Here is a 25,565-nt window from a genome sequence, read left to right as displayed (position 1 = left end):
AGGGTGACATGACCCGCGTGGTCCTGCTGGGCTCTCCGCCCGGCCTTCGCCTTGCCGCTCTGCCAGGCTCCCCCTCGGTCTCCGAACGGCTGCGCTCGCAGCTCGTCTCGCTCGACCCGCAGCCTGCCACCATACAGAGCGCCGACCTCGCCACCGAGCTCCGCGCACTCGCCGAGATCGCCGAATCGGCCCAGGACAACCTCCTGATCATGCCGTCGAGCTCGGTCATCCACGACGAGCTGATCTACCAGATCACCAAGGCCAAGCGCGGCGCCATCGCGCTCGTGGCCAAGGAACCACGCCCCGAGAACGCCGAGGAAGAGGTCGACCAGATCCCCATCGACGAGGCGGAGCCGGAGATCGGCGCGCGCTTCCTCGAAGGGCTGCCGGTCAGGGTGCGGGCCGGTCGCTCGCGCATCGTCTCGGTCGGCAGCGCGCACCACGCCGTCACCAGGCCCAACGCCGTCCTGCTCGGCCCGCTGCACATCAAGGCCCAGCACGCCCAGACGCTCGCCGAAGCCTGCCGTGACCTGGCCGAGCTCGCCCATCTGTTCGGGCCCGAGGACGACCTGGTGCAGGTCGTCGCCTTCGGCCTGGTCAGGCGGGGCGTCTCGCTCGGCCTGCGCGGTCGCCGCGACCTGTACTACCGCAGGGTCGCCACCCAGGCCGAGGCCGACGAGGCCGTCGCCGAGCTCGCCACCTTCGACGAGGACAGGGCCAGGCTGAACAATGCCGTCAAGGGGGCCGACGGCTTCTTCACCACCTACTTCGTCAGCACGTACTCACGTTTCATCGCACGCTGGGCGGCCAGGCGGGGGCTCACGCCGAACCAGGTGACGCTGATCTCGATCGCCCTGGGCGTGCTCGCCGCCGGATGCTTCGCCACCGGTGAGCGGCCCTGGATGGTCGCGGGCGGTGTGCTGATCTACTTCGCCTTCGTCTTCGACTGCGTCGACGGGCAGGTTGCGCGCTACGCCCGGCAGTTCGGGGTGCTGGGGGCCTGGCTGGACGCGACGTTCGACCGGTTCAAGGAGTATGTCGTCTTCGCCGGGCTGGCCGTCGGCTTCGCCGTCTCCGGGCAGGGCGACGTGTGGACGCTGGCGCTCATCGCGCTGGCCATGCAGTCGGTCAAGCACCTGCTCGACTTCTCCTTCGGCGCCGCCAACCGGCGCAAGCCGCCGTCGCCGCTGCCGCAGCTCGCCTTCACCGTCGACAGCGACCAGTCGTTGCGCAAGGCGCTGGAGGAGCGAAGGGCCTCGCGTAACACCGGCGTCCGTGGTCTGCTGAAGATGTGGACCAGGGCAGGCAGGTTCCGCGCCGTGCACTGGGCGCGCAAGATGGTGGTCTTCCCGATCGGCGAGCGCTTCGGCGTCATCGCGATCACCGCCGCCTTCTTCGACGCCCGCGTCACCTTCCTCACGCTGGTCATCTGGGGCGCCGTCGCCTCGGCCTACACCCTCACCGGACGTCTCATGAGGTCGCTCGCATGATCACCCAGCCGCAGACCACTCCCGGAGCAACCCCCGACCCCGACGAGGAGCGCAGGCGCATCCAGACCGCGCGCCTGCTCGCCTACCGCGACGACGGCCCGCTGGTCGAAGCCGTCGGCCGCCGCCTGGGCAAGGGCCTTCCGCCCGTGCCCGCCACCCTGGCCGCCCTGCTGGCCATCATCGCCGTCGCCGTCACCGGCGTGCTCGAAAGCGGCCCGATCCTGCTGGTCCCGGTGGCGATCATGGTCCTGCTGGTGCTGCCGACCGCGCCGCGCGACCATCTCGGCCGCTTCGACTGGCTCACCCCGCCGCTGCTGCGCGGCACCGAGTTCCTGACGATCATTCTCGTCGGGCTGAGTGCGCAGGCGCCCAAGTGGCTGCTGTTCGTGCTGCTCTATGTCATCGGCTACCACACCTACGACACCGTCTACCGGACCAGGCAGAGCATCTGGCCGCCCAAGTGGGTCTTCCAGGCCGGACTCGGGTGGGAGCTGCGGCTGATCATCATCGGCGTGGGCGCGGCGCTCGGCGTCCTGACGCCCGTGCTGGCCGTTCTGACCGCCTATCTGCTCGTGCTGTTCGCGGTGGAGAGCGTCACCAGCTGGGTACGGCTGGACAAGGCGTCGGCGCAGGCAGGCGCCGACGCGGAGCAGGACCTGGAGGCCTCGCCCGAAGAGGCCCTTGAGCAGGCCACCGGCGAGGCCGAGAAGGCCTGACCCGCTCCCCCGACTCGCTTTTCGCGCCCTCTCCTCCGCCGTGCGGACGGGAGGGCGCTCAGCGTAGCGGCAGGTGCAGGCGGAACCAGGAGGTCATGGCCTGGTCGACCGTCCGGGTGGCGGGGAGCTGGGGGGCGGGTTCGAGGCCGGGCTCCTCGGCCAGGGCATGGCCCAGGCCGGGCACCTGGACGAGCCGGGTGTAGGCGTGCTGCTCGCGCAACGCGTCGATCAGGGCCACGGCGTCGGTCCGGAACGGCGGCAGGTCCTGCTCGCCGCTCACCACCAGCACCGGAGGGCCGCTCGGCCCCGACACCCGCCCCTGCCTGGCCAGCTCGACGAAGTCCAGCCGATCGGCCGCGGCGCTCGACTCCTCGCTCCAGGGATAGGGGCCGCCGCCCTCCATGCCCTCGAACAGGCCGACCACCGAACGCGCCCTGACGGCCGGGTTCACCAGGGCGAGCGCCGCGATCGGCACCTGCCCGCCGAGCCTGGCCAGCACGCTCAGCGCGACCGCGCCGCCCAGCGAACCACCGGCGACGCCGATCGGGCCGTCGTCGAGCGGGAAGCGCTGACGCAGGTAGGACAGCACCGCGGGCAGCTCGCCCGCCGCCTGGCCGATCACCGGGTCGAGGTAGCCCATCATGGGATCGCGCCTGGCCGCGGCCAGACCGCCGTCCCACTGCCTGGCCCCGCACCACGGCATGCCCAGATGCACGCGCCAGGCCTGCACTCCCGTCATCGGCAGTGCGGCGGCGAAGGCGGCGTCGGTGCGCGGGGCGTCCATCATGTGCCAGGTCACCACCAGCGGCGCCGGCCCGGCGAGCGGAACGGCCGGAGGCAACGCGGTGAACGGAACTCCACCCGTCGCCGTGCCGGTGATCACCTCGGACATGCGCGCCTCCCCGCTCCTCGGCCTCCGCCACCACAGTAGGCCGGATGGCCGACACCACCCGCCTCCCGGTCTACGCCGACGGCGAACCGGCGGTCGTCGCCACGGCGCTCCCGCACGTGCATACTGTGATCGTTCCCCCCATGAAGATCATGAGGGGAAACACCATCATGCGTATCGCCCGCACACTCGCCGCCGCCCTGGCCACCGCCCTGGCGTGCTCGCTGCCGGTCGCGCCCGCCTCGGCCTCCGTGCCGCCGCCCTCCCCCCAGGGGGAGTACTGCTCCAGCACCAAGGGCGGCCTGTACTTCTCCCCGTGGGGCGAGGCGACCGTGCTGTGGTCGCCGAAGCTCAGGCAGCTGGTGAAGAAGTACGAGGCCCAGTGGGAGGCGTTCAAGCCCGTCACCCGGCTGCTGGACCAGACGGGCGCCGACGCGGGCATCAAGATGCCGATCGGCATGCAGTACGACAGCATCGGCCTGGACGGGCGCATCTGCTACCCGGGCGGCTTCGCGCTCACCCTTCCCGACGCCGGTCGGCACTTCCGCGTCGACGACGGCTTCGCCGTGCGCATCGCCCCCTGCGGCGCGTACGGCAGGCCGGTCATCAACGGGGTGCGGCTGGCCACGGAGATCCAGCTGGCCACCTGCTTCGCCCCCGAGGTCCTGCTCTCGGTCGCCGGGATCAAGGACGGCGGCTTCGGCGGCGGCATCACGCCGTGGCACTTCAATGTCGCCAAGCCGCTGGCCGACGCCGTCAACGCCATCGTCGGCGAGCCTGCGCTGAAGGCGGGCGAGCCGCTGTTCACCCTGGCTCCCGTCCTGAAGTTCCTGCCGTTCCGGACTCCCTGATCATCCGCCGGGCCGCCCGCACGCGCGGGCGGCCCCGCCCTTCACCCCGCGAGCGCCCCTCGCCGTGCGGCGCCCAGGGCCAGGCCCGTGACCAGCACCCCCGCGAGCGTGACCCCGGCCGCCAGGTAGTACGACAGGCTCAGGCCGGTGGTCAGCGTGGAGGCGGCGTGCGTGAGGGCGACCATGACGGCGGTGCCCGCGGCCAGGCCGCTCTGGTGGGTGACGGAGGCCAGGCCCGAGGCGACGCCCTGCTCGGCGGGCGCGACGCCGTTGCCCGCGGCGATCCACATGGATGTCCACACCATGCCCATGCCGAGACCGGTCACCATGATGCCGGGCAGGACGACGGCGAACGACGCGCCGGGCGCCAGCGTGAGGCCGAGCAGGGCCATGCCCGCCGCCCCGGCGACCAGTCCGGCCGACAGGGCGGTGCGCATGCCCGCCCTGGTGATCAGGCGTTCGGCGAGCTTGGTCCCCGCGATGTTGAGCAGGGTCAGCGGCAGATAGGCCAGCCCGGCCCGCAACGGGTCGTAGCCAAGGACGTCCTGGAGGTAGACGGTGAGCAGGTAGTACTGCGCGCCGAGCCCGGCCCCGAAGACCGCTGTGATCGCCATCGCCGCCACCAGACTGCGGTTGCCGAGCATGCGGGGCGGCGCCAGCGGATCGCGGCTGCGTGACTCGATGACGGCGAACAGCACCAGCAGCAGCACGCCGAGCCCCAGCGACCCGAGCACCGGCGCCGACGTCCAGCCCCACTCCGGCCCCTGCGCGGGCACGAACACCAGCAGGGTGATCCCCGCCGTGGCGCTCAGCGCGCCCGGCAGGTCGAACCTGCGCCCCCGCGCGGCGAGCGCGGCTCGCCCGTCGGCGGGCAGCAGGGCGAAGGCCCCGGCCAGGGCCACCACGGCCAGCAGCACGAAGACGTAGAAGGTCGACTCCCACCCGAACACCTCGGTGAGCACCCCGCCGAGCAGGGCACCGGCCGCCAGCCCCGCGCCGCCCATAGCGGCCCACACGGCCATCGCCCGGTTGCGCGCGGGCCCCTCGGCGAACAGGGCGCCGATCAGCGCCAGCGTGGTCGGGAACAGCAGCGCCGCGCCGAGCCCCTGCACCGCGCGCACCGCGATCAGCACACCCGGACTGCCCGCCAGCCCTCCGACGAGCGAGGACACGGCATAGAGCACCAGCGCGAGCACGAAGACGCGACGCCGTCCGAGCAGATCGGCCGCACGCCCGCCGAGCAGCATGAACCCGCCGAGTGTGACCGCGTAGGCGCTGACCACCCACTGCAGGCTGTGCCCGGGAAAGCCGAGCTCCCTGCCGATGTCGGGCAGCGCGACATAGACGATGTTGTAGTCGATGGCGATGACGAACTGCGCGAACGCCAGCAGGGCCAGAACCCACCCCGCCCGAGAGGAAGACGCTTTGTACGACATCCCGGTACGGTAGAACTTGTCACCAATGTCAGATTCAAGTCCCGAACCGCCTTCAAGTCCCGAACCGCCGAAGGAGTACGGCATGCGCATCGGCGAACTCGCCAGGCGCACCGGCGTCAGCGAACGGTCGCTGCGCTACTACGAGAAGCAGGGCCTGCTGGTCGCCGAACGCACCTCCGGCGGGCACCGCGAGTACCGCGACAGCGCGATCGACCGGGTCATCCGCATCCAGGAGCTGTTCGCGGCCGGGCTGCACAGTGTGAAGATCGCCGAGCTGCTGCCCTGCATGCGCGACGCCGACGGAGGCGCCTCCGACATCGCCACCCCACGCCTGGTCGACGACCTCACCGCCGAGCGTGCCCGCATCGACCGGATGATCGCCGATCTGGTGCGTTCGCGTGAGGTGCTCGACGACGTCATCGAGGCGGCCTACTCCCCGGGCTCCCCGAGCTCGCCAGGCTCCTCGGACGGCACGCGCGTCTCCAGCAGCGCCTCGCCGCGCGGCGAGAGCCGGTAGCCGGTCGTCAGGCTCTCGGTCAGGCCGAGCTCCTTGAGCCTGCGCACCCCGGCCTTGAACGACAGCCGCTCACGCCCGAGCAGGGCGGCCAGGTCGGCCGCCCGCACGCCAGGATGCTCGGCGATGAGCGCCAGCGTCCGCCGGCTCCACGGGCCGAGCGCGTCCAGGCGTGCGGCGAGCGCGGCCATCGCCTCGGCGTCGGGCAGTTCCTCGCGCAGCGCCTCACGCGGGTCGGCCCCGGCGTGGCTCAGCGTGATGCGGTACAGCACGCCGTCGCGGCCTTCGAGGTCGGTGCGCAGTGCGGCGGCCGAGGTGTAGCCCGCCCTGCGCGCCTCCCGCTCGGTGAGCTCGTCGAGGGCCGTGGCCGAGGTGAGCTCGTCGACGGCGACGATCTCGACGATGCCGACGGCCGTGCGGTGCCTGGCGCCCGCCTTGGCACGCGGTGCGCGCCAGCGCCTGAACGCCAGGTCCACCTCGCCCCTGGCGATGCCGTCCAGCGTGGCCTGCTTGAAGAGCACACCTGCATTGTGCCCGGCGGGTGCCGCTCAGTCGAAGACCGGCAGCAGGCGCCTCAGCTCGGCCTCGTCGGTGACCGCACGGCCGAACGCGGCGAACTGGAAGGTCTCGGCGTGCCGTACCTTCTCCGCGCGGCCGGGGCCGTACCAGGTGGTGAGGGCCTCGCGGGCACCTTCGGGCACGTGCATGTACTCGGCCCAGTGGGTCAGCACGAACTCGGCGCGCCCGGCGGCGTCGGAGGCGTCGGGCACGAGGTGGGCCAGGTCGCGTGCGGCGGGCGAGTACTCGAAGAACTGGGTGGCGTGTGCCACGCACGAGGCGACCTTGGCCTCGATGACCTCGTCGACGTCGACGGCCAGATCGGCCCGGTGGTAGCCGGGCGAGGCGTAGTCCACCATGTGCAGGCACAACGGCTGGCGCTCCAGCGCGGGCACACCGGGGACGACGTTCGGCGTGGTGCTGAAGGCGATGGCGTCGGCGACCACGCGCCCCGCGGCCCGGTTGTCCGGATGGCCGGGCCCCTCGCCGTGCAGGGTGATCACGACATCGGCACGCCAGCGCCTGACGAGCTCGACGACGGTCCTGCGCAGGGCGATCGACGCCTCCAGCTCGCCGTCGTGGATGTCGAGGATGTCGTACTCCAGCACGCCGAGCGCCTCCGCCGCGGCCACGGCCTCCTTGGCCCTGCGTCTGGCCAGGGGCTCACGGTCCATCGAGAAGTGTCCGGCGTCGCCGTTGGTCAGCGAGACGAACTTCACCGCGTGCCCGTTGCGGGCCAGCAGCGCGCTGACGCCTCCCGCGTACATCTCGGCCTCGTCGGGGTGGGCGGCGACGACAAGGGTCTTCAGCAAGGTCACTCCAAGGAAGGGGTCGGACGGCCGGCGGTCCCGGCCTGGAAGACGGTCTCTCTGGCCAGCGTCAGCGCGTGCTCGACGGCTCCGGCGCGTACGGCGTTGCCGGTGACGGCGCTGCAGACCAAGGGGGTGGCGGCGAGCGAACCGGTGAGACGGGCGGCGACCCTGGCACGCAGGTCCTCGCCTCCCGCCTGGCTGAGCGGCCCGCCGAGTACGACGAGGTCGGGGTCGAGCACGCCGACGACGGCGCTGACGCCCGAGGCCATCCTGGCCGCCAGGTCGTCGAGGAAGGCCGGGTGCCCGGAGGCGACGGCCTCGGCGACGCCGTCGGCCCGCACGCCGTGCGCCCTGGCGAGCGCGGCGACGGCGGGCGTGCTGAGCACGGCGTCGAGCCTGCCGCCCTCGGGGCCGAGCACGCGACCGGTGCGGGCCGGGTCGGCGACGGTGATGGAGCCGATCTCGCCCGCCCTGTTGGTGGCGCCGCGCCGCAGCCTGCCGCCGAGCACCACCCCGGCGCCGATCCCCTGACCGAGCCAGAACAGGACGAAGTCGGCCACTCCGGCCGCGGCCCCGTGCGCCTGCTCCTCGACGGCGACCAGGTTGACGTCGTTCTCCATGCGTACGGCAGGCAGGCCCAGCGCCTCACGCACCGGGGCCAGGTCGTGGACGTGCGCCCAGGCGGGCATCTGCATGACCTCGTCGAGCCGCTCGCCGGTGACGTCGACGATGCCCGGCATGCCGATCACCACCTGGCGCAGGTCGCCCATGCCGATCCCGGCCGCCTTTGCCGCGCCCGCCACGGCGTCGGCGAGCGCGCGCACCGGGTCGTGTCCCGGCCCGGTGCGTACGCTGTGGGCGCCGTGCACGCGGCCGGTGAGGTCGGCCACGGCCACGTCCATCGCCTCGGGCGTGATGTCGACACCCGCCACATGGCCCGCCGAGCCGTCCAGCGCCCACATGTGCGCCGCCGGTCCGGCCGCGCCCGGCTTGCGCCCGCCCTTGCGCACCAGCGAGGCCGCCTCCAGCCTGCGCAGCACCTCGGCGGCGGCGGCCTTGGACAGGCCGGTCAGCGCTTCGAGCTCGGCCCTGGTGTGCGGGCCGGTGGTGAGCAGGAGTTCGAGCACGGCGCGCTCGTTGAGCGTGCGAAGGACGCGCGGGCTGCCGGACGACGGTGGCGGTGAGGCTTGCACGGCGGATTCCTCTCGGCGGCGACGCCGCTCAGACGGTCCTGGTCTGCTTGGTGACCGAGGAGTCCGCCTTGACGGCATCCGCCTTCTTCTGCATGGCCGTACCGAACTGCTCTGCCGAGATTCGGCCGGACATGACGGCATTGGTCTGCGTTTGGGCGTGGTCGAACAACTCCTTGTACCAGGCTTCGAAGCGGATGTCGGTGATGATGTTCTGCCCGGCCGCGTCCTGGGCCTTGGCGGCGCTCTTGAGTGCGGGCGGCAGGTCGAGTCCCTCGGCCGCGCCGTTGACGACGGTGAGGTTCCTGGTGCGCTCGGTGTAGCCGCGCGCGCCCTCCTTGGAGAGCATCACGCGCAGGTACTCCAGCGCGCCCTGCGGGTTGCCGCCCTTGGCGGTGGCGAAGAAGCCCTCCGCCACACCGACGAAGATCGCGCCGTACGGCATGACGTCGGCGGCCGTCACCGAGGGCACCGGGGCGATGCCGTACTCGAAGGTGTCGGGGATCTCCTTGGCCATCTCGTTCTCGATCCAGGAACCGACCGGGTAGAAGAGCACCTTGTCCTGAAGGTGCTTGACCTGGGTCTGGGTGTGGTCGAGGCCGAAGTAGGCCTTGTCGCCGTACAGGCGCTGGATCTCGGCCCACGCGGTGACCGACTGGATCATCGCGGGGTTGGTCCACGCGCCGTCGGCGAGGTTGTCCACATCGACGAGCACCTGGTTGCCGCCGATCTTGGCGGCCGTGTAGAGCAGGTTCCACACCTGGTAGAACGGGCCCACCTGACCGGGGTAGGCGAACAGGGCGATGCCTTCGGCCTTGGCCTTCTCGCCGAGCGCCTTGAACTCCTCCCAGGTGGTCGGCAGCGTCCAGCCCTTGGCGGCGAACAGCTTGGTGTTGTGCCAGAGCGCGCGGTGGCCGACGGTGTAGTTCAGCACGTGCGGGGCGCCGTTGATCAGCGCGTTCGGCATGACGCCGGGCGTCAGCGTGTCCCTGACGCGCTTGGCCGGGTCGTCGAAGGAGGGCGCGTCGAAGAGCGCGGTGAGGTCGGCCAGATGGCCCTCGCCCGCGAGCGCGGCCAGGTCGAGCGTCTCGGGGCCGGAGTTGTTGACGATGTCGGGCACGTCGCCGCTGACGAACCTCGGCCGGAGCTGGGTGCCGATCTTCTGGGTGGCCACGTGCTCGACAGGGGCGCCCTGGTGCGCCTTGCTGTAGAGCGGCTCGTGCAGGGCGGTCGCGAAGGCGTCGCCGTTGCCGCCGTTGAAGATGACGACCTCCAGCGGCTTCTTCGGGTCGAGACCGAAGGGGTTGGCCGGGCTGGTGGGCACGGCGGCGGGCGCCGCGCTCTGCGTGCCGGCGGCCTGGCCGCCCGTGGTGGCGCAGGCGGCGAGCAGCCCACCGGCGGGACCGACGACAAGGGCGGTCAGGGTCGCACGGCGCAGGAGCTGGCGGCGAGAGATGTCTCCGGACATGGGGGGTCCTCCAGGAAATCGAACCGTCTGGAAAGTATCCAGACGGTTAGCGAGCGATGTTAGGCACGCCCGCCCCCACCGTCAAGACCGGATATGTCGCACAATGTCGCCATGAGCACACCCGCCCGCCTCCCCGTGATCGACGTCAGCCCCCTGCTCACCGGCGACAGCGGCGACACCGGCGGCGGTCCGGGCGTGGCGGAGGTGGCAGGGCGGATCGGGGACGCCTGCCGCGACAGCGGTTTCTTCTACGTCACCGGGCACGGCGTGCCGCCCGAGCTGCTCACCTCGTTGGACGCCGCCGCACGCGCCTTCTTCGAGCTGCCGCTCCCGCTCAAGAACGAGATCGCCATGGAGCACGGCGGCCGGGCCTGGCGCGGCTTCTTCCCCGTCGGCGGCGAGCTCACCTCGGGCCGTCCCGACCTCAAGGAAGGCGTGTACTTCGGCGCCGAACTCCCCGCGAGCGAGCTGCCGCTGCACGGCCCCAACCTGTTCCCCGCCCAGGTGCCGCGGCTGCGTACGGCCGTGCTCGCCTATCTGGGGACGATGACCGCGCTGGCCCAGGCCGTGATGGGCGGCATCGCCCTCAGCCTCGGCCTGCCGCGTGACTACTTCGCCGCCGGGTGCACCGCCGACCCCACCGTGCTGTTCCGCATCTTCCACTACCCTCCGGCCGGGCCCGGCGACGACGGCTGGGGCGTGGGCGAGCACACCGACTACGGCCTGCTCACCCTGCTGCTGCAGGACGACAACGGCGGACTGCAGGTGCACTCGGCCGACGGCTGGATCGACGCGCCGCCGATCCCCGGCACATTCGTCTGCAACATCGGCGACATGCTGGACAAACTGACCGGCGGCCTCTATCGCTCGACGCCGCACCGGGTCCGCAATCTCAGCGGCAACGAACGGCTCAGCTTCCCGTTCTTCTTCGATCCCGGCTGGCACAGCGAGGTGCCGCCGCTGCCGTACACCGAGGGGGGCAGGGCGCGGTGGGACGGGCAGGACCTGCGGGCCTTCTCCGGGACCTACGGCGAGTACCTGCTGGCCAAGGTGGCCAAGGTCTTTCCGGTGCTGCGCGCCGACGTGCTCGGCTGAGGAAGGCGGTATACAGGTCGCGTGGAACTGGATCGGCTCGACCGGGACATCATCGCCGCACTCGTCGAGGATGCTCGGGCGACATATGCGGAAATCGGGCAACAGGTCGGGCTCTCGGCGTCGGCGGTGAAACGGCGTGTCGACCGGCTGCGCGAGGCAGGGGCGATCACCGGCTTCACGGCCAAGGTCTCGCCGCAGGCGCTCGGCTGGACGACCGAGGCCTATGTGGAGCTGTTCTGCGAGGGCAGGACGTCACCGGCCGAGATCGGCATAGCGGTCAGCCGCCATCCCGAGGTGGTGTCGGCCTGCACGATCACCGGGGACGCCGACGCCCTGCTGCACGTCAGGGCCACCGACGTCCGCCATGTCGAGCGGGTCATCGAGCGCATCGCCGCACTGCCCTTCGTGGTGCGGACCAAGAGCTCGATCGTGCTGTCCAGGCTCATCGAGGCGCCGCCGGGCACCGCCGTGCCCGAGCCGCTCGACGCCGTCGCGAGCGCGCACGAGAGCGACATCGCGCCCGCCTCGCCGCGGCCTTCGGTCGTGCGCAGCGCGGGGCGCGGGACGCGCACGGAGGTCATCAGGGCCGCCGTGCCGGGAACGCGCAACGGATCCCGGCCGTCGGGCTGAAGGACGCAACGAACCCGCGTACACACGCAATGTCGGCCGCTTGGCCTGCTGAAACGTGGTTCCTAGGCTGGCTGGCGTCCCCTCGACGACGATGGAGCCGTCCATGCCCAAGCACTTTCTCATGTGCCGTCCCGACTATTTCGCGGTCGAATACGCCATCAATCCGTGGATGGACCCGGCGAGCGGCGCCGATCGCGAGCTCGCGATCCGGCAGTGGGAAGGGCTCAAGGCGGCCTACGAACGGCTGGGCCACACCGTCAGCCTGATCGACCCGATCGACGGCCTGCCCGACATGGTGTTCGCGGCCAACGGCGCCCTGGTGGTCGGCGGCAGGGTCTACGGCGCGCGGTTCGCGCACCCGGAACGCGCCGCCGAAGGCCCGGCCTACCTGCGCTGGCTCACCGAGCACGGCTTCGAGAAGAGCGTCGAGGCCGAGCACGTCAACGAGGGCGAAGGCGACTTCCTCACCCTCGACGACTACGTGCTCGCGGGCACCGGCTTCCGTACCTCGATCGAGGCGCACCGGGAGGCGCAGGAGTTCCTCGGCCGGCCGGTGATCACGCTCAAGCTGGTCGACCCGCGCTTCTACCACCTCGACACCGCGCTGTTCCCGCTGGACGGGCGCAATGTCGCCTACTACCCGGAGGCGTTCTCGCCCGGCAGCCAGGAGGTGCTGCGCCGGATGTTCCCCGACGCGGTCATCGCCGGGGCCGCCGACGCGGAGGTCCTCGGTCTCAACGCGGTCAGCGACGGACGTAGCGTGGTCATCGGGGCAGAGGCGAAAAGGCTGGGCGAGCAGCTGGCCGCCGCCGGCTACGACGTGGTCCCCGTCGAGCTGTCCGAGCTGCGCAAGGCCGGAGGCGGACCCAAGTGCTGCACGCTCGAGATCCGGGCATAACACCAGTTCAAAGGGGGAGATCCATATGAGCACCAGCGCCGAGCTGATCGAAGTGACCGAGCGCCGCAGCGCGCACAACTACCACCCGCTGCCCGTCGTGATCCACGAGGCCCACGGGGCCTGGGTCACCGACGTCGAGGGCAAGCGCTACCTCGACTTCCTGTCGGGATACTCCTCGCTGAACTTCGGCCACGGCAATCCGAAGATCATCGAGGCCGCGCAGAAGCAGCTCACCACGCTGACGCTGACCAGCCGGGCGTTCTACAACGACCGCTTCGCCGAGTTCTCCGCCGCGCTCGCCGACCTCACCGGCAAGGACATGATCCTGCCGATGAACACCGGCGCCGAGGCCGTCGAGACCGCGATCAAGGTCTCCCGCAAGTGGGGCTACGAGGTCAAGGGCGTAGCGCCCGAGCAGGCCAACATCATCGTCATGGAGGACAACTTCCACGGTCGCACCACCACGATCGTCAGCTTCTCCACCGACCCGGACGCCCGCGACAACTTCGGCCCCTACACGCCCGGCTTCAAGATCGTGAAGTACGGCTCGGTCGAGGCGATCCGCGAGGCCATCGACGCCAACACCGTGGCCGTGCTCATCGAGCCGATCCAGGGCGAGGCCGGCGTGCTGGTCCCGCCGGACGGCTACCTCACCCAGGTCCGCGAGCTGTGCACCGAGCAGAACGTGCTGATGGTGGCCGACGAGATCCAGTCCGGGCTCGGCCGCACCGGCGAGACCTTCGCCTGCGACCACGAGGGCGTCGTGCCCGACATCTACGTGCTGGGCAAGGCGCTCGGCGGCGGCGTGGTGCCGGTCTCGGCCATCGCGGCCGACGCCGACGTGCTCGGCGTCATCAGGCCCGGCCAGCACGGCTCCACGTTCGGCGGCAACCCGCTGGCGTGCGCGGTCGGCGTGGCCGTGGTCGAACTGCTCAACACCGGCGAGTACCAGGCCAGGGCCAAGCAGCTCGGCGCGCTGCTGCACGAGCGGCTCGGCGCGCTGGTGGGCAAGGGCGTGGTGACCGTACGCGGGCGCGGGCTGTGGGCGGGCGTCGACATCGACCCGTCGCTGGCCACCGGCCGCGAGGTGTCCAAGGCGCTGATGGAGCGCGGTGTGCTGGCCAAGGACACGCACGGCTCGACGATCCGGCTTGCGCCGCCGATCGTGATCTCCGAGGAGGACCTGCTGCACGCGGTGGACACGCTGGCCGAGGCCATCGCCTCCTTCCGCTGAGCGATCCGCCCCACGAGCACGGCCAGGCCGGGCGCCACACGCCCCGGCCTGGCCGTCCCCCTTCAGGAAGAGAGCTTCTGCTCGGCCTCGCTCTGGTCGGCCATCTCGCAGCTGCTGTCCTTGCTCACCTGGGCGGCGGGCGGCAGCGCGTCGACGACGGTGAAGCCGAGCTCGGCCGTCAGCGCCAGCACACTGCCTTCGGGCGCCTTGGCCTTGGCCGCGTCGACGACCGTCTCGCGCTCGCCCAGCAGGCCGGAGGAGGCCGGGTCGAAGATGAGCTGGCGCAGCGTGCCGTAGCCCGACCTGCTGCCGATCGCCAGCCCCTTGCGCCCGGCCGAGTCCTCGACGCCCTCGGCGATCTCGACGCCCGGCTCCGCCTTGAGCACCTGCACGAGCGCCTCGCGCTGGGCCTTGGGCAGGTAGGTCTCCCTGATCAGGTCTTCGGCGGCCTGCGGGATGTTCTTGTCGATCCCGGCCAGATGGGCGCGCATGCCCTCGGTCGTGGTCGGCAGACCGCTCAGGTAGGTGTGGTCGCGACGCTTCGACTGCGGCCACTGCGGGCAGAACGGCACGATCTCGTTGGCCGACACGCCCTCCTGCGACTGTCGCAGCGCCTCGGCGGGCAGGCGTTCGCCCGGCCATGCCTTGGGCTCAAGACCCTCGATGAACAGCAGGCCGGGCCGCTCGCCCGACACGTCACGGTAGAACTGGCGCTTGGTGCGATACAGCCAGTGCCCGCCGCCGCCCTCGGAGGTGTACATCGTCACGGTCTCGGAGCGGATGTACTGGCCGGGTCTGGGGGCGAGCTCCTCGAACGCGGTGGCGGCGATCACCGCCTGCTCCACCGCCGGAGCGGGATCGCTGGCCGTGGTGACGTCGCCGCCCCGTGCGCCCTGCCCGCCCAGTGCGACGCTCACGCCCGCGACCAGCGCCACGGTCAGTCCGAACGCGCCCACGCTCTGCCAGCCGAGCCTGGGCAGCCTGAAGCTCCTGCCGCGCGCGCCCTCGGCCAGCAGGCGCCGTCGTGCCCGCTCACGGGCCACCAGGGGGTAGGCGGGCGCGCTCGGGCGGCCCTCGCGGAACAGGTCGATCTCGTCATCCATGCTGGGGCTCCTCACGAAACGGGTCGGCGCCGAGCGCCCTGCGGGCCTTGGCGCGCACACGGTGCAGGCGGGAGCGGACCGTGCCGACGGGGATGCCCAGCGCCTGGGCGGTCTCCTCGTAGGTCAGGTCGGCCCACGCCACCAGCACGAGCAGGTCGCGCTCGGCCGCCGACAGCCTGGCCAGTGCCTTGGCCAGCCTGGGTTGCAGCAGCTCGGCGGTGACCCTGTCGGCGCTGCGCTCGTCGAAGCTCCCAGGCCGTTCGGGCGCGTAGCGGGCCATGGCCTTGGTACGCCGCCTTTCGGCCCTGCGGTTCTGGGAGACGACGTTGGTGGCGATGCCGTACAGCCAGGGCCTGGCGTCGGGGCGGCCACGGTCGTAGCGCGCCCTGGCGCGGAAGGCGGCCAGGAAGACCTCCGCCGTCACGTCCTCGGCCAGTTCGGGGCCGAGCCTTCTCGCGGCGAAACGGTAGATCTCATCGGCATGCCTGTCGAACAGCAGCGCGAACAGCTCGGGCTCGCGCTGCGAGTGCCCGATCAGCGTCGAGTCGTCGAGCGCGGAACCGTCGAGCAGTGCCTGGGCACTCACCACGTGCGGGTTCCTCTCCGGGGTTGTCATGCGGTCACCCCGTACTTGGCCGCATGCCGTGCCCCGGTTCCCACCTTTCTCCGGCCGATCTCCGGCCGATCCGCGGCCGCCCCTCGCGCCTACAACCGGACGCGCCCGATCTCGCCTCCGGCGCCGTGCCACACGGCGACGACCCGGTCGTCGTCGAACTCCAGGGCCGCCACCGCGTTCTGGAACCACGGCCCGTCGGTGATGCGCCAGTGGATCGGCGGCCTGGGAATGCGGGCCAGCCTGGCCAGCGCGCTGCCGACCAGCGTGGCGATGCCGAACTGGGTGAAGACGTTGGCCAGGCGCAGCGTCCTGCTGAGCGGATTGCGGATCGGCGAGCAGACGACCTGGGCGATCTGCCCCGACCTGGCGACATAGGAGTAGTGCACGTCGCCGGAGAGGATCAGCACCGGCCTGCCCACCTTGACGAACAGGGTGGCCAGCTCGTCGAACGAACGCCGGAAGGCGGCCCAGTGCTCCAGGTCGAAGGCCTGCCGGAAGGCCTCGGACGCCTTGGCCACCAGCCTGCCCCACTTGCCGTCGCACAGGGCCTCGTTCCAGTTCTGGACGAAGTGCACGCCTTCGGGAAGCATGAAGGGGATCGAGGAGCCGATGATGATGCGCCCTTCGGCCTGTCCGACCTGTTCGAGCAGCCACTCCCACTCGCCCGGGTCGAGCATCCTGCGGTTCCTCGGCGTGAGCTGGCGGGCGCAGCGCGTGTCCACCATGATCAACCGGGTGTGCCCGAGGTCGCGCGAGTAGCTCCATCGGTTGCTGCTCGGCTCGGCGTCGGCCTGGGCGGCGAAGGCGTCGAGCGCCTGGGCGCCGCCTCCGGCCATGAGCTCGGCCAGCAGCGGGTCCTCGGCGCGCTCCTTGGGCGAGAGGTTGCCCAGATGCTGGTAGACCCAGTACGCCCCGAGTCCGGCGACGACACGGCGCTGCCACCACTCCACCTTGGCCATCTTGGCGCGCCAGTCCTTGGAGGTGTTCCAGTCGTCGCGCAGGTCGTGGTCGTCGAAGATCATGGCGGTCGGCACGGTGGCCAGCAGCGCCCTGATCTCGGGATCGGTCCAGGCCTGGCGGTAGAGCTCGGCGTACTCCTCGTAGTCGGCGATCTCGCGCAGCGGCGAGGAGGTGCGGCGCGAGGCGATGAACTCCAGCATCTCGGGCGAGGGGTTGTCGGCGTAGACCTGGTCGCCGAGCAGCAGGATGAGGTCGGGCCACTCGTCGTCGGCCGCCTTGGTCGCCAGGCGCATGCCGTGGGCGCGCAGGGCGTCCTCGCCGTGGGTGGCGACGTGCTTGGCGTCGTGCGGCACGCTGGTACGGCACGAGCCGAACAGCACCGTGCGCGGGCCCTGCTGCGGCATCAGCCTGATCCGGCTGGGCGCCTGGCCGTCGAGCGGCCACACCGGGGTGTCACCCAGCGTGACGGTGTAGTCGGCGTCGGCGTCGAGGAAGAGGTCCACGATCGCGTAGTGATGGTCGTGCACCGTGAAGGTCGCGGCATCGGCGCGCACGCCTCCCGCCTCGACGGTGACCGTACAGGGTTCGCTCGTCTCGACCCAGATGGCCGCGCTCGCCGTGTCGACGTAACGCAGTATCGGACCGACCACCAGTTCAGGCACGCAGTTGCTCCCAGTGACGACGACCGAATGTGACACCGAGGCACATTCGCTGAGTTGAGCCTGCCACACTGTCACGTTCCCAGTCGCGTGATCAGCGGCTAGGAATAGACGAAACGCCCACAAGGGGTATGGCAAAGGCGCCACTCCCCCATTGCGGGCGTCCGAAACAGGAGGAACTCCTTCCATGACCGTCATGGTGCCGTCAAGGACGCCGGCCCTGATCACTCCCGGACGACAGGCCCTCGACTCCGCGCTCTTCCAGCTCGACCAGGCCGCCGCGCGGCTCGGCCTCGACGACGGCCTGCTCGCGATGCTCGCCACCCCCCGCCGCTCGCTCACGGTCGCCGTGCCGGTGCGCCGCGAGGACGGGCGCATGGACGTCGTCCAGGGCTTCCGGGTCCAGCACAACATCACCCGTGGACCCGCCAAGGGCGGCATCCGCTTCCACCCCTCGACCGACATCCACGAGGTCACCGCCCTGGCCATGTGGATGACCTGGAAATGCGCCCTCGTCGGCATCCCGTACGGCGGCGCCAAGGGCGGCGTCTCGGTCGACCCGGCCTCGCTGACCACCCGCGAGCTCGAACGCGTGACCAGGCGCTACGTCAACGAGATCCTGCCGCTCATCGGCCCCGAGCGCGACATCCCCGCCCCCGACGTCGGCACCGACGAGCAGACGATGGCCTGGATCATGGACACGTACTCGGTGAACGCCGGATACAGCGTGCCGGGCGTGGTGACCGGCAAGCCGACGACACTGGGCGGCTCGCTCGGCCGGGCGGGCGCGACCTCGCGCGGCGTGCAGATCACCGCGCTGGCCGCGATGGAGCGCTCACCCGAAGGCGCGACGGTCGCGGTGCAGGGCTTCGGCAAGGTGGGCGCCCTGGCCGCGCAGTACCTGGCCGACGCCGGATGCCGCGTCGTCGCGGTGTCGGACGTGACCTGCGCCCTGCACGACGCCCAGGGCCTCGACGTGGCGGCCCTGCGGGCGTGGGCGGCCGAGCACGGCGGCCTGCGCGGCTACCCGCATGCCGACGAGATGGGCCACGAGGAGCTGTTCGAGCTGGACGTGGACGTGCTGGTGCCCGCCGCGCTCGAAGGCGTGATCACCGCCGACAACGCGCCCAGGGTGCGGGCACGGCTGATCGTGGAGGGCGCCAACGGCCCGACCACGCCCGAGGCGGACGAGATTCTCGCCGACGCGGGTCGCGTGGTGGTGCCCGACATCCTGGCCAATGCCGGCGGGGTGGTCGTGTCCTACCTGGAGTGGGCGCAGAACATGCAGGCCTGCTCCTGGAGCGCCGACGAGGTGGAGGCGAAGCTGCGCGAGCTGATGCTGGACGCGTTCGCCGAGGTCAGCTCGGTCGCGGCCGATCGCGGTGTCACGCTGCGCGAGGCCGCGCACGTCATCGGCGTGGGCCGCGTCGCCGAGGCCCACCGGATGCGGGGCCTGTACCCGTAAGGCGGGCTCAGCCGTCCCTGATGACGGTTCGCCACAGCCCGGGCCTGTGCCCGTAGGGAGGGCTCAGTCGCCCAGGGCCTGGACCAGCGCCTCCAGCTCGTGCATGAGGCGCTCGGTCCGCTCCCGCCCGAAGGCGGCCGTGATCACCGCATGGTGCCCGGCGACCTCGCCCTCGACCCGGTTGAGCAGGGCCGCACCCCTGTCGGACAGGTAGACGGCCACCCGCCTGCGGTCGGCGGAGTCGTGGCCCCGGTAGACGAGCGCCCTTTCGATGAGCCTGTCGACGGCCTTGGTCAGGGTCGGGTGCGGCATCAGGACGGCCGAGGCGAGCTCGCCCATCGAGTGCCCCCTTCCGTCGGCCAGCGCCCGCAGGATCCGCCACTGCTCGACGCCGATCTCTTCCGAGGTCAGAGCCGATGCGAGGCCGCGGTTGACGCTGCGCTCGGCTCTGCTGAGCAAGTAGGCGACAGATGAGTCAAGTCCCGTCGTCATCACCATGAGCGCGGGGTCCTTTCGCCGTGGGTCTGGCATGGAGGATACTCGTTTCCGTGGCAGACGCCGTCTCGCCGATCATCGACCCGTTCGAAGCCCGGCTGATCCAGGCCGGCACGCTGCGCATCGGGCTGGTGGTCCCAGTCTCCGGAGTGCTTGGCCTGGTCGGGCCTTGCGCGATCAACTGCGCCGTACTCGCCGCCGAAGAGGCCAACGAGGCGGGCGGCATCCTCGGCAGACAGGTCGAGCTGGTCCTCGTCGACGGCGGCAGGGACGCCCGCACGGTCGCGGCCGAGGTCGCCGAGCTGATCGACGCCGACGCCGTCCAGGCGGTCAGCGGCACCCATGCCAGCGACGTCCGGGTGGCCGTGGTGCGGGCGATCGGCGGCAGGGTGCCCTTCGTCTACGCCCCGCCCTACGAGGGCGACGGGCACGGCCCCGGCGTCTACTTCCTCGGCGAGAGCCCGGCCAGGCAGCTGGAGCCTGGCATCGACTGGCTGGTGGAGCGGCGCCGGGCCAGGCGGTGGTTCCTGCTGGGCAACGACTACGTGTGGCCGCGTCTGGTGCACGCGGCGGCCAAGCCGCGCCTGCACGCCAAGGGCGCCGCCGTCATCGGCGAGCGCTTCGTCGGGCACGGCCAGGCCTGGCGGGCGATCGAGGAGATCGCCGCGTTCAAGCCGGACGCCATCCTGCTCAGCCTGATCGGCAGCGACCTGGTGGAGTTCAACCGGGCCTTCGCCGCCAGCGGCATCGAGGCGGCCAGGCTGTGCGGCGCGCTGGAGGAGCACGGCCTGCTCGGCATCGGCGGCGACGACAGCGGCGAGCTGTACTCCGCGATGGGCTTCTTCGGCTCGCTGGCCACCGACGCGGGCCTGGCCTTCGGCGAGCGCTATGTGGCGAGGTTCGGCCCGCATGCCCCGATGCTCAACGGGCACGGCCAGGGCTGCTACGAGGCCGTGGCGATGCTCGCGGCCCTGGCGGCGCGTGCCGGGACGCTGGCCGTACCCGTGGTCGACGCCTTCGCCGACGGGGCGACGATCACGAGTGCGCGCGGGCCGTTGACGCTGGTGGGCCGGGAGGCCAGGCAGCGGGTACACCTCGGCAGGGCCGACGGACTGGGCTTCGACATTATTTCTTTCTAGTGAAACCTTTTCGTTTGGAAGTTTTCGCTCTAAGGTACGGGCCTGCCCCCCTGCACATTTAGGAGCACCCGTGAGCGAAACAGTCGAGAGGTTCGGCTACAAGCAGGAGCTGCGGCGCACGCTCAGCTTCAGCGACCTGCTGATCTACGGCCTGATCTTCATGGTGCCGATCGCACCGTTCGGCATCTTCGGCGCCGTCTTCCAGGCATCGGGCGGCATGGTCGCGCTCGCCTACATCATCGGCCTTCTCGCCATGGCCTTCACCGCGCTGTCCTACGCGCAGATGGCCAAGGCCTTCCCGATGGCGGGCTCGGTCTACACCTACGCGGGGCGCGGGCTCGGAGCGCCCGCCGGATTCCTGGCCGGCTGGGCGATCCTGCTCGACTACATCCTCGTGCCCTCCCTGCTCTACCTCATCGCGGCGGGCGCGATGAACTCCTTCGTCCCGGCCATCCCGATCTGGGGCTGGGTCATCGTCTTCGTCGCGCTGAACACCGCGGTCAACTACCTGGGCATCCAGATGACCGCGCTCATCACCCGCGTCTTCCTGGTCGGCGAGCTCATCGTGCTCGCGATCTTCCTGGTCATCGGCGGCGTCGCCCTGGCCCAGGGCAAGGGCCAGGCCGACGCGCTCAGCCCGCTGTTCAGCGCCGACACCTTCTCCTGGTCGCTGGTCCTGGGCGCCGCCTCGATCGCGGTGCTGTCCTTCCTCGGCTTCGACGGCATCTCCACCCTCGCCGAGGAGAGCAAGGAGGACTCGCGCCGGATCGGCCGTTCCATGGTCGTCGCACTCGGCCTGGCCGCGATCCTGTTCGTGGTGCAGACCTGGGTGGCCGCGCTGCTCACGCCCGACAGGCAGAAGCTCATCACCGAGGGCGACCCGGCGGGCACCGCCTTCTACGACATGGCCGAGTTCGCCGGAGGCCACTGGCTCAGTGTGCTCACCGCGGTCGCGACCGCACTGGCCTGGGGCTTCGCCAACTCGCTCGTCGCCCAGGCGGCCACCTCGCGCCTGCTGTTCGCCATGGGCCGCGACCGCCAGCTGCCCTCGTTCCTGGCCAAGGTGCACCCCAAGCACCAGGTGCCGGTCAACGCCACGCTCGCCGTCGCGCTCATCTCGCTCGGCCTCGGCATCTACATGAGCACGCGCCCCGACGGCGTCCCGCTGCTCAGCTCGCTGGTCAACTTCGGCGCCATGACCGCCTTCCTCATCCTGCACGTGGCCGTGGTCGTGCACTACGTCGTACGCCAGGGCAGCAAGGACCTGCTGGCCCATCTGGTCGCCCCGGCGATCGGCTTCCTCATCCTGCTCGTCGTGGTGATCAACGCCAAGGTCGCGGCCCAGCTGCTCGGCTTCGCCTGGCTCGGCATCGGCCTGGTCGTCCTCGTCGGCTCCTACCTTCTCGGCCGCAGGCCCACCCTTCCTTCGGAGGTCAAGTAGTGGACGTCCTCTCCTTCCGCCCGTCCCCCGAGGACCTGAGCTACACCTTCGGCGGCCGTGCCCCGGTGCGGAAGGTACGGCCGGGCACGATCATCGAGATGTACACCGAGGACTGCTTCGGGGGTAAGGTCCGCACCGTCGACGACCTGCCCTCGGCGGTCTGCGAGTTCCCCTACCTCAACCCGGTCACAGGACCGTTCGACCTGGAGGGCGCCGAGCCCGGCGACACGATCGCCCTGCACTTCGTCTCGATCACGCCCGCACGCGACTGGGCGGTCTCCACGACGTTCCCGCACTTCGGCGCGCTGACCGCCACCCACAACACGGCGATGCTGCACCCGCCGCTGGACGAGGTCGTGTGGCGCTACGACATCGACGTCGAGCGTGGCGTGGCCGTCTACCACGCCAGGCGCGGCGACTACAGCGTGGAGTTGCCGCTCGACCCCATGCACGGCACGGTCGGCGTGGCGCCCGGCGCCAACGAGGCCAGGATGACGATCACACCCGACGCGCACGGCGGCAACATGGACACCCCCGAGCTGCGTGCGGGCACGACCGTCTACCTGGGCGTCAATGTCGAGGGCGCGCTGTTCGGCGTCGGCGACGGGCACTGCCTGCAGGGCCACGGCGAGGTGTGCGGCACGGCCGTCGAGGCGGCGATGAACACCGTCGTGGCGGTCGAGCTGATCAAGGGCGTCGGCACGCCGTGGCCCCGCCTGGAGGACGACCTGCACCTGATGTCCACCGGCTCGGCCAGACCGCTGGAGGACGCCTACCGCATCAGCCAGCACGACCTGGTCACCTGGTCGGCCGAGCTGACCGGGCTCGACACGCTGGACGCCTACCAGCTCGTCAGCCAGGGCGGGCAGGCGCCGGTGGGCAATGTGGTCGACACCAACTACACGATGGTCGCCAAGCTGCCCAAGGCCTATCTGGGCTCGCCACAGGTCTACGAGTCCGCGCACGAACGGCTGCGCGCACTCGGCAGGAGCTACCTGGCGGGCCGCTGACCCCCTGAACCGCCCACCCGTCGTGACTCGGAGCCGCGATTGTCGACCTCGTCGCGGCACGGCGGGTGGGCTGCGGGCCGCCCTCCGGCCTAGGGTTTGAGATGATCAACTCGAAGGGGGCCCGGGGTGTTCAGGCTGCTCATGGCACAGGTGCTGGCAGGTGCGCTGCTCGTCGGCGGGGAGCCGCCGCCCGAGCCGCCCGAGGATCCGCAGGACGTCGCCGACTACTGGATCCCCGAACGCATCCAGAACGCGCACCCCGCCGACCTGCCCGCCGTGCGCCCCCGCGCGGCCGTCGCCCGTACGGCGCTGCGCACGGTGCCCAGGCGTGACGTGCTCACCCCCGGCGGCGACCGGCTCGGCTACGCCAAGGTGCCCACGCCCTACACCGGGGCGCACCGGCTGACCGGCGTCCTGCTCAGCCACGACCCGGCCGCGGGCATCGACCTGGTGTGCGGCGCCTCGGTGCTCAGATCGGCCAGCCGCGCCCTGGTCCTGACGGCGGCGCACTGCCTCTACGACAACCACGGCCGCTCGCGCCGCGCCTTCGAGCACGTCGCCTTCCTTCCGGCGAGCGGCATGGCCGATGCCAGGCCGAGCGTGTGGCCCGCCGTACGGACGTGGGTGCCCAAGAAGTGGCGCACGCGGTCCTACACCGTCGACCTGCTGCCCTACGACCTGGGGATCGCCGGTGTGGTGCTGGGCGCCAGGGCGCTGGAGGCGGTGACGGGGCCCGGCCTCAAGCCGGTGCTCAGCAGGCGCGGCGCGGCGGCCAAGGGGCTCGACCTGCTCGGCTTCCCTTTCGGCAGCAGGTACCCGGGCGACGAGATGTACCGCTGCCTGGGCGACGCCGAGGAGGGCGGGCTGCCCGGACCCGGCATTCTCGTCACGCGCAACTGCCAGGTCGCGGCGGGAAGCAGCGGCGGGCCCGCGTTGCGCGGCGGCGGGGTGGCCGCGGTGGTCTCCTCGTCCAACCCGCTGCGCGACCCCTCCGGCTTCACGGTGCTGACCCGGCTGTCGGCCAAGCCGTTCGGCTCGATGCTGGCCAGGGCCGATGCCGACATGCGCCGCTGGGCCTGCCGTACGGCGGCGCGCTGCGCCTCGGTCAGCTGACCGAGGCGACGATCTCCTCGCAGATCTCGTGCGTGCGCAGGGCGTCGTCCGCCGTGAGCGTGCGGCCCTCGCGCACGGCGTCGAGGAAGGCCAGGCAGACCTGTTCGATGCCGCGCTGCCTGGCCACGGGCGTCCAGTCCGGCCGTCTGGTCAGCGTCTGCCTGCCGCCCTCCTGGTCGATGACGTCGCCGAGGTTGACGACCGTGCGCTTCCTGCCGCCGCCCATCACCTCGCACGTCTCCTCGGCCAGGCCGCCGACGCGGTTCATCACGCCGTATGCGGTGAAGCCGTCGCCCGACAGCTCCAGCGTGAGGTGTTCGAGCAGGCCGTCGCGCACCCTGGTGCCGAACCTCGTCGTGCGCACCTCGCCCGGCGCCAGGAAGCGCAGCGTGTCGACCACGTGGATGAAGTCGTCGAACACCGCACGCCTGGGCAGGTCGGGATGGCGGTCGCGGTGCTTCTGCAGCACGACCAGCTCACGCGGCAGATCGAGCAGGCCCGCGTAACCGGGCGCGTGCCTGCGGTTGAACCCGACCATCAGCGAGCGCCCCTCGGCCTCGGCCAGTGCCGCCAGCGCCCTGCTCTGCGCCAGGTTGTCGGCCAGCGGCTTGTCCACATAGACGTGCACCCCCGCGCGCAGCAGCCGCTCCACGATCTCCGGATGCGCGGACGTCGCCGCGTGCACGAACGCCGCGTCGACCCCCGCCTCCAGCACCTGCTCGACCGACGTCGACAGCGAGCCCACCCGGTGCGCGGCGCCGAGCCGGTCGAGCGTGTCCTTTTTGCGCGTGCACAGATGCAGGTCGAGGCCGGGAAGGGCGGACAGCACGGGCAGGTAGGCCTTCTCCGCGATGTCGCCGAGGCCGATCATGGCGATCTTCATACGCCGAGCGTACGGCGTAGCGCCTGCTCCATCGGCGTCGGCCGCATCCCGAACGTCTCCTGGAAGGCCGAGGAGTCCATCACGAACGGCTCGGTGAACTGGTAGCGCACCTCCCCCAACTCCCCCATCATCGGCGAGAACAGCCCACCCACCTTGATCGCCGAGTACGGCAACGCCTTGACCTTGGGTGCCGGCCTGCCGAGGATCGCCGCCATCGCCACGGCCAACTCCCTGAACGTACGCGGTTCGGTGCTCGGCACGTGCCAGGGCCTGCCCCAGGCCCGCTCGTCGGACCCGGCCACGGCCAGCGCCTCGGCGACGTCGGGCAGATAGGTCCAGGTGTGCGGCACGTCGGCCGGCCACACGGTGCGGATGGTACGGCCGGCCCGCAGCGGACCGAGGAAGCGCTCGCCCAGGTAGGACTGGTCGCTGGCGCCCGGCCCGAAGAAGTCCGAGCCGCGTACCTCGGTCGCCCTGATGTGGCCCGCCTCGTGCAGCGCCAGCGCGTCCTGCCACATCTTGGCCCTGACCTGGGCCTTGGGACTGGCCGAGGTCAGCGGGCTGTCCTCCCGCATGGGGCCGCTCGGCGGGCCGTAGGGGTAGAGGTTGCCGAGCATGACGAGCCCGGCGCCCGTCGACCTGGCGGTGGTCAGCAGGGTGTCGGCCATCGGCGGCCAGTCAGTGAGCCAGCGGTGGTACTGCGGGTTGACGCAGTTGTAGAGGACGTCGGCCCCCTTGGCCAGGTCGAGGACGGCCCTGGTGTCGTTGAGGTCGGCCGACACACCGTGCTCGCCCTTGCCCGAGCGCGAGACGAGCAGGACCTCGTGGCCCTTTCCCGCGAGCTTGGCGGCGAGATGGCCGCCGACCTGGCCTGCTCCGAATACGACGTGCTTTCCCATG

24 protein-coding genes and 1 pseudogene are annotated in these 25,565 nt (G+C 71.3%); 13 read left to right on the top strand and 12 right to left on the bottom strand.

Annotation, left to right across the window (positions count from 1 at the left end; all coding sequences use genetic code 11):
• The first annotated feature begins 8 nt into the window (after positions 1–8).
• Together ACTWNK_RS12805 and ACTWNK_RS12800 are read left to right on the top strand one after the other, a co-directional pair.
• Entirely contained in the window at positions 9–1,490 is a 1,482-nt protein-coding gene (locus tag ACTWNK_RS12805) for a CDP-alcohol phosphatidyltransferase family protein (RefSeq protein ID WP_474304134.1), read from the top strand.
• Positions 1,487–2,206 carry a DUF5941 domain-containing protein gene (locus ACTWNK_RS12800; protein WP_474304133.1) on the top strand — a complete coding sequence of 240 codons (720 nt, stop codon included), beginning with the start codon at positions 1,487–1,489 and terminating at the stop codon, positions 2,204–2,206. Before ACTWNK_RS12805 ends, ACTWNK_RS12800 begins: the two co-directional genes overlap by 4 nt.
• A 58-nt stretch (positions 2,207–2,264) precedes the next feature.
• Here ACTWNK_RS12800 and ACTWNK_RS12795 read toward each other — a convergent pair whose 3' ends face one another.
• The gene (locus ACTWNK_RS12795; protein WP_474304132.1) at positions 2,265–3,098 is read right to left on the bottom strand and encodes an alpha/beta hydrolase family protein; all 834 of its coding nucleotides are present in this window, start codon (positions 3,096–3,098) and stop codon (positions 2,265–2,267) included.
• Positions 3,099–3,142: 44 nt separating this feature from the next.
• On the opposite strand from ACTWNK_RS12795, the gene ACTWNK_RS12790 reads away from it, so the two are divergent.
• Positions 3,143–3,946: a hypothetical protein gene (locus tag ACTWNK_RS12790; RefSeq protein WP_474304131.1), complete on the top strand. Its 804-nt coding sequence runs from the start codon at positions 3,143–3,145 to the stop codon at positions 3,944–3,946.
• 41 nt (positions 3,947–3,987) lie between these two features.
• Here ACTWNK_RS12790 and ACTWNK_RS12785 read toward each other — a convergent pair whose 3' ends face one another.
• Positions 3,988–5,382, bottom strand: a complete 1,395-nt coding sequence (locus ACTWNK_RS12785; protein WP_474304130.1) for an MFS transporter — start codon at positions 5,380–5,382, stop codon at positions 3,988–3,990.
• Between the two features lie 82 nt (positions 5,383–5,464).
• Here ACTWNK_RS12785 and ACTWNK_RS12780 point away from each other — a divergent pair, with 82 nt between their 5' ends.
• Positions 5,465–5,899 (top strand): MerR family transcriptional regulator, encoded by a 435-nt coding sequence (locus tag ACTWNK_RS12780; protein WP_474304129.1) that lies wholly within the window; start codon positions 5,465–5,467, stop codon positions 5,897–5,899.
• Here the strand turns inward: ACTWNK_RS12780 and ACTWNK_RS12775 are convergent.
• Genes ACTWNK_RS12775 through ngcE form a run of 4 tightly spaced genes read right to left on the bottom strand, consistent with a single transcriptional unit; the run spans position 5,812 to position 9,924 of the window.
• Positions 5,812–6,417: an ASCH domain-containing protein gene (locus ACTWNK_RS12775; protein WP_474304128.1), complete on the bottom strand. Its 606-nt coding sequence runs from the start codon at positions 6,415–6,417 to the stop codon at positions 5,812–5,814. The genes ACTWNK_RS12780 and ACTWNK_RS12775 overlap by 88 nt on opposite strands.
• A 27-nt stretch (positions 6,418–6,444) precedes the next feature.
• Positions 6,445–7,266, bottom strand: coding sequence for a PIG-L deacetylase family protein (locus ACTWNK_RS12770; protein WP_474304127.1), 822 nt, complete (start codon positions 7,264–7,266; stop codon positions 6,445–6,447).
• Positions 7,267–7,268: 2 nt separating this feature from the next.
• Positions 7,269–8,459 (bottom strand): ROK family transcriptional regulator, encoded by a 1,191-nt coding sequence (locus tag ACTWNK_RS12765; protein WP_474304126.1) that lies wholly within the window; start codon positions 8,457–8,459, stop codon positions 7,269–7,271.
• Between the two features lie 28 nt (positions 8,460–8,487).
• Positions 8,488–9,924 (bottom strand): N-acetylglucosamine/diacetylchitobiose ABC transporter substrate-binding protein, encoded by a 1,437-nt coding sequence (ngcE, locus tag ACTWNK_RS12760; protein WP_474304125.1) that lies wholly within the window; start codon positions 9,922–9,924, stop codon positions 8,488–8,490.
• A 111-nt stretch (positions 9,925–10,035) separates the two neighbouring features.
• Here ngcE and ACTWNK_RS12755 point away from each other — a divergent pair, with 111 nt between their 5' ends.
• The 4 genes and pseudogenes from ACTWNK_RS12755 to rocD all read left to right on the top strand — a co-directional run bounded on the left by ACTWNK_RS12755 (position 10,036) and on the right by rocD (position 13,781).
• Entirely contained in the window at positions 10,036–11,019 is a 984-nt protein-coding gene (locus ACTWNK_RS12755; protein ID WP_474304124.1) for an isopenicillin N synthase family dioxygenase, read from the top strand.
• A 21-nt stretch (positions 11,020–11,040) separates the two neighbouring features.
• Positions 11,041–11,475 (top strand): annotated as a pseudogene (locus tag ACTWNK_RS12750) (Lrp/AsnC family transcriptional regulator); the annotation flags it as partial.
• 277 nt (positions 11,476–11,752) lie between these two features.
• Complete coding sequence (ddaH, locus tag ACTWNK_RS12745; RefSeq protein WP_474304123.1) at positions 11,753–12,547, top strand: dimethylargininase; 795 nt, start codon at positions 11,753–11,755, stop codon at positions 12,545–12,547.
• A 25-nt stretch (positions 12,548–12,572) separates the two neighbouring features.
• A complete protein-coding gene (rocD, locus tag ACTWNK_RS12740; protein WP_474304122.1) occupies positions 12,573–13,781 on the top strand; it encodes an ornithine--oxo-acid transaminase in 1,209 nt (402 codons plus the stop codon).
• 62 nt (positions 13,782–13,843) lie between these two features.
• Here the strand turns inward: rocD and ACTWNK_RS12735 are convergent, their stop codons facing one another.
• The 3 genes from ACTWNK_RS12735 to ACTWNK_RS12725 form a co-directional block, all read right to left on the bottom strand.
• Positions 13,844–14,884, bottom strand: a complete 1,041-nt coding sequence (locus tag ACTWNK_RS12735) for a hypothetical protein (RefSeq protein ID WP_474304121.1) — start codon at positions 14,882–14,884, stop codon at positions 13,844–13,846.
• Positions 14,877–15,500, bottom strand: coding sequence for an RNA polymerase sigma factor (locus ACTWNK_RS12730; protein ID WP_474304120.1), 624 nt, complete (start codon positions 15,498–15,500; stop codon positions 14,877–14,879). The genes ACTWNK_RS12735 and ACTWNK_RS12730 overlap by 8 nt, the downstream gene beginning before the upstream one ends.
• Before the next feature lie 89 nt (positions 15,501–15,589).
• Positions 15,590–17,122 carry an alkaline phosphatase D family protein gene (locus ACTWNK_RS12725; RefSeq protein WP_474304119.1) on the bottom strand — a complete coding sequence of 511 codons (1,533 nt, stop codon included), beginning with the start codon at positions 17,120–17,122 and terminating at the stop codon, positions 15,590–15,592.
• 184 nt (positions 17,123–17,306) lie between these two features.
• Between ACTWNK_RS12725 and ACTWNK_RS12720 the strand changes: the two genes are divergently transcribed.
• Entirely contained in the window at positions 17,307–18,584 is a 1,278-nt protein-coding gene (locus tag ACTWNK_RS12720; RefSeq protein WP_474304118.1) for a Glu/Leu/Phe/Val family dehydrogenase, read from the top strand.
• Positions 18,585–18,647: 63 nt separating this feature from the next.
• Here ACTWNK_RS12720 and ACTWNK_RS12715 read toward each other — a convergent pair whose 3' ends face one another.
• Positions 18,648–19,076, bottom strand: a complete 429-nt coding sequence (locus tag ACTWNK_RS12715) for a MarR family winged helix-turn-helix transcriptional regulator (RefSeq protein ID WP_474304117.1) — start codon at positions 19,074–19,076, stop codon at positions 18,648–18,650.
• A gap of 56 nt (positions 19,077–19,132) precedes the next feature.
• Here ACTWNK_RS12715 and ACTWNK_RS12710 point away from each other — a divergent pair, with 56 nt between their 5' ends.
• From ACTWNK_RS12710 to ACTWNK_RS12695, 4 genes are all read left to right on the top strand, one after another.
• Positions 19,133–20,218 carry a substrate-binding domain-containing protein gene (locus ACTWNK_RS12710; RefSeq protein WP_474304116.1) on the top strand — a complete coding sequence of 362 codons (1,086 nt, stop codon included), beginning with the start codon at positions 19,133–19,135 and terminating at the stop codon, positions 20,216–20,218.
• A gap of 70 nt (positions 20,219–20,288) precedes the next feature.
• Positions 20,289–21,659 (top strand): APC family permease, encoded by a 1,371-nt coding sequence (locus ACTWNK_RS12705; protein ID WP_474304115.1) that lies wholly within the window; start codon positions 20,289–20,291, stop codon positions 21,657–21,659.
• On the top strand, positions 21,659–22,669 hold the full coding sequence (locus ACTWNK_RS12700; protein ID WP_474304114.1) for an acetamidase/formamidase family protein: 1,011 nt from the start codon (positions 21,659–21,661) through the stop codon (positions 22,667–22,669). The genes ACTWNK_RS12705 and ACTWNK_RS12700 overlap by 1 nt, the downstream gene beginning before the upstream one ends.
• A 126-nt stretch (positions 22,670–22,795) precedes the next feature.
• Entirely contained in the window at positions 22,796–23,782 is a 987-nt protein-coding gene (locus ACTWNK_RS12695) for a trypsin-like serine peptidase (protein ID WP_474304113.1), read from the top strand.
• Here the strand turns inward: ACTWNK_RS12695 and ACTWNK_RS12690 are convergent.
• Together ACTWNK_RS12690 and ACTWNK_RS12685 are read right to left on the bottom strand one after the other, a co-directional pair.
• The gene (locus ACTWNK_RS12690; protein ID WP_474304112.1) at positions 23,775–24,665 is read right to left on the bottom strand and encodes a Gfo/Idh/MocA family protein; all 891 of its coding nucleotides are present in this window, start codon (positions 24,663–24,665) and stop codon (positions 23,775–23,777) included. The genes ACTWNK_RS12695 and ACTWNK_RS12690 overlap by 8 nt on opposite strands.
• Positions 24,662–25,564, bottom strand: a complete 903-nt coding sequence (locus tag ACTWNK_RS12685; protein WP_474304111.1) for an NAD-dependent epimerase/dehydratase family protein — start codon at positions 25,562–25,564, stop codon at positions 24,662–24,664. The genes ACTWNK_RS12690 and ACTWNK_RS12685 overlap by 4 nt, the downstream gene beginning before the upstream one ends.
• Position 25,565: the final 1 nt, after the last annotated feature.

The sequence above is a fragment of the Nonomuraea sp. IBHARD001 genome, assembly GCF_056106265.1.
Note: the sequence above shows the minus strand (reverse complement) of the source record. Positions and strands in the feature narration are given on the sequence as shown.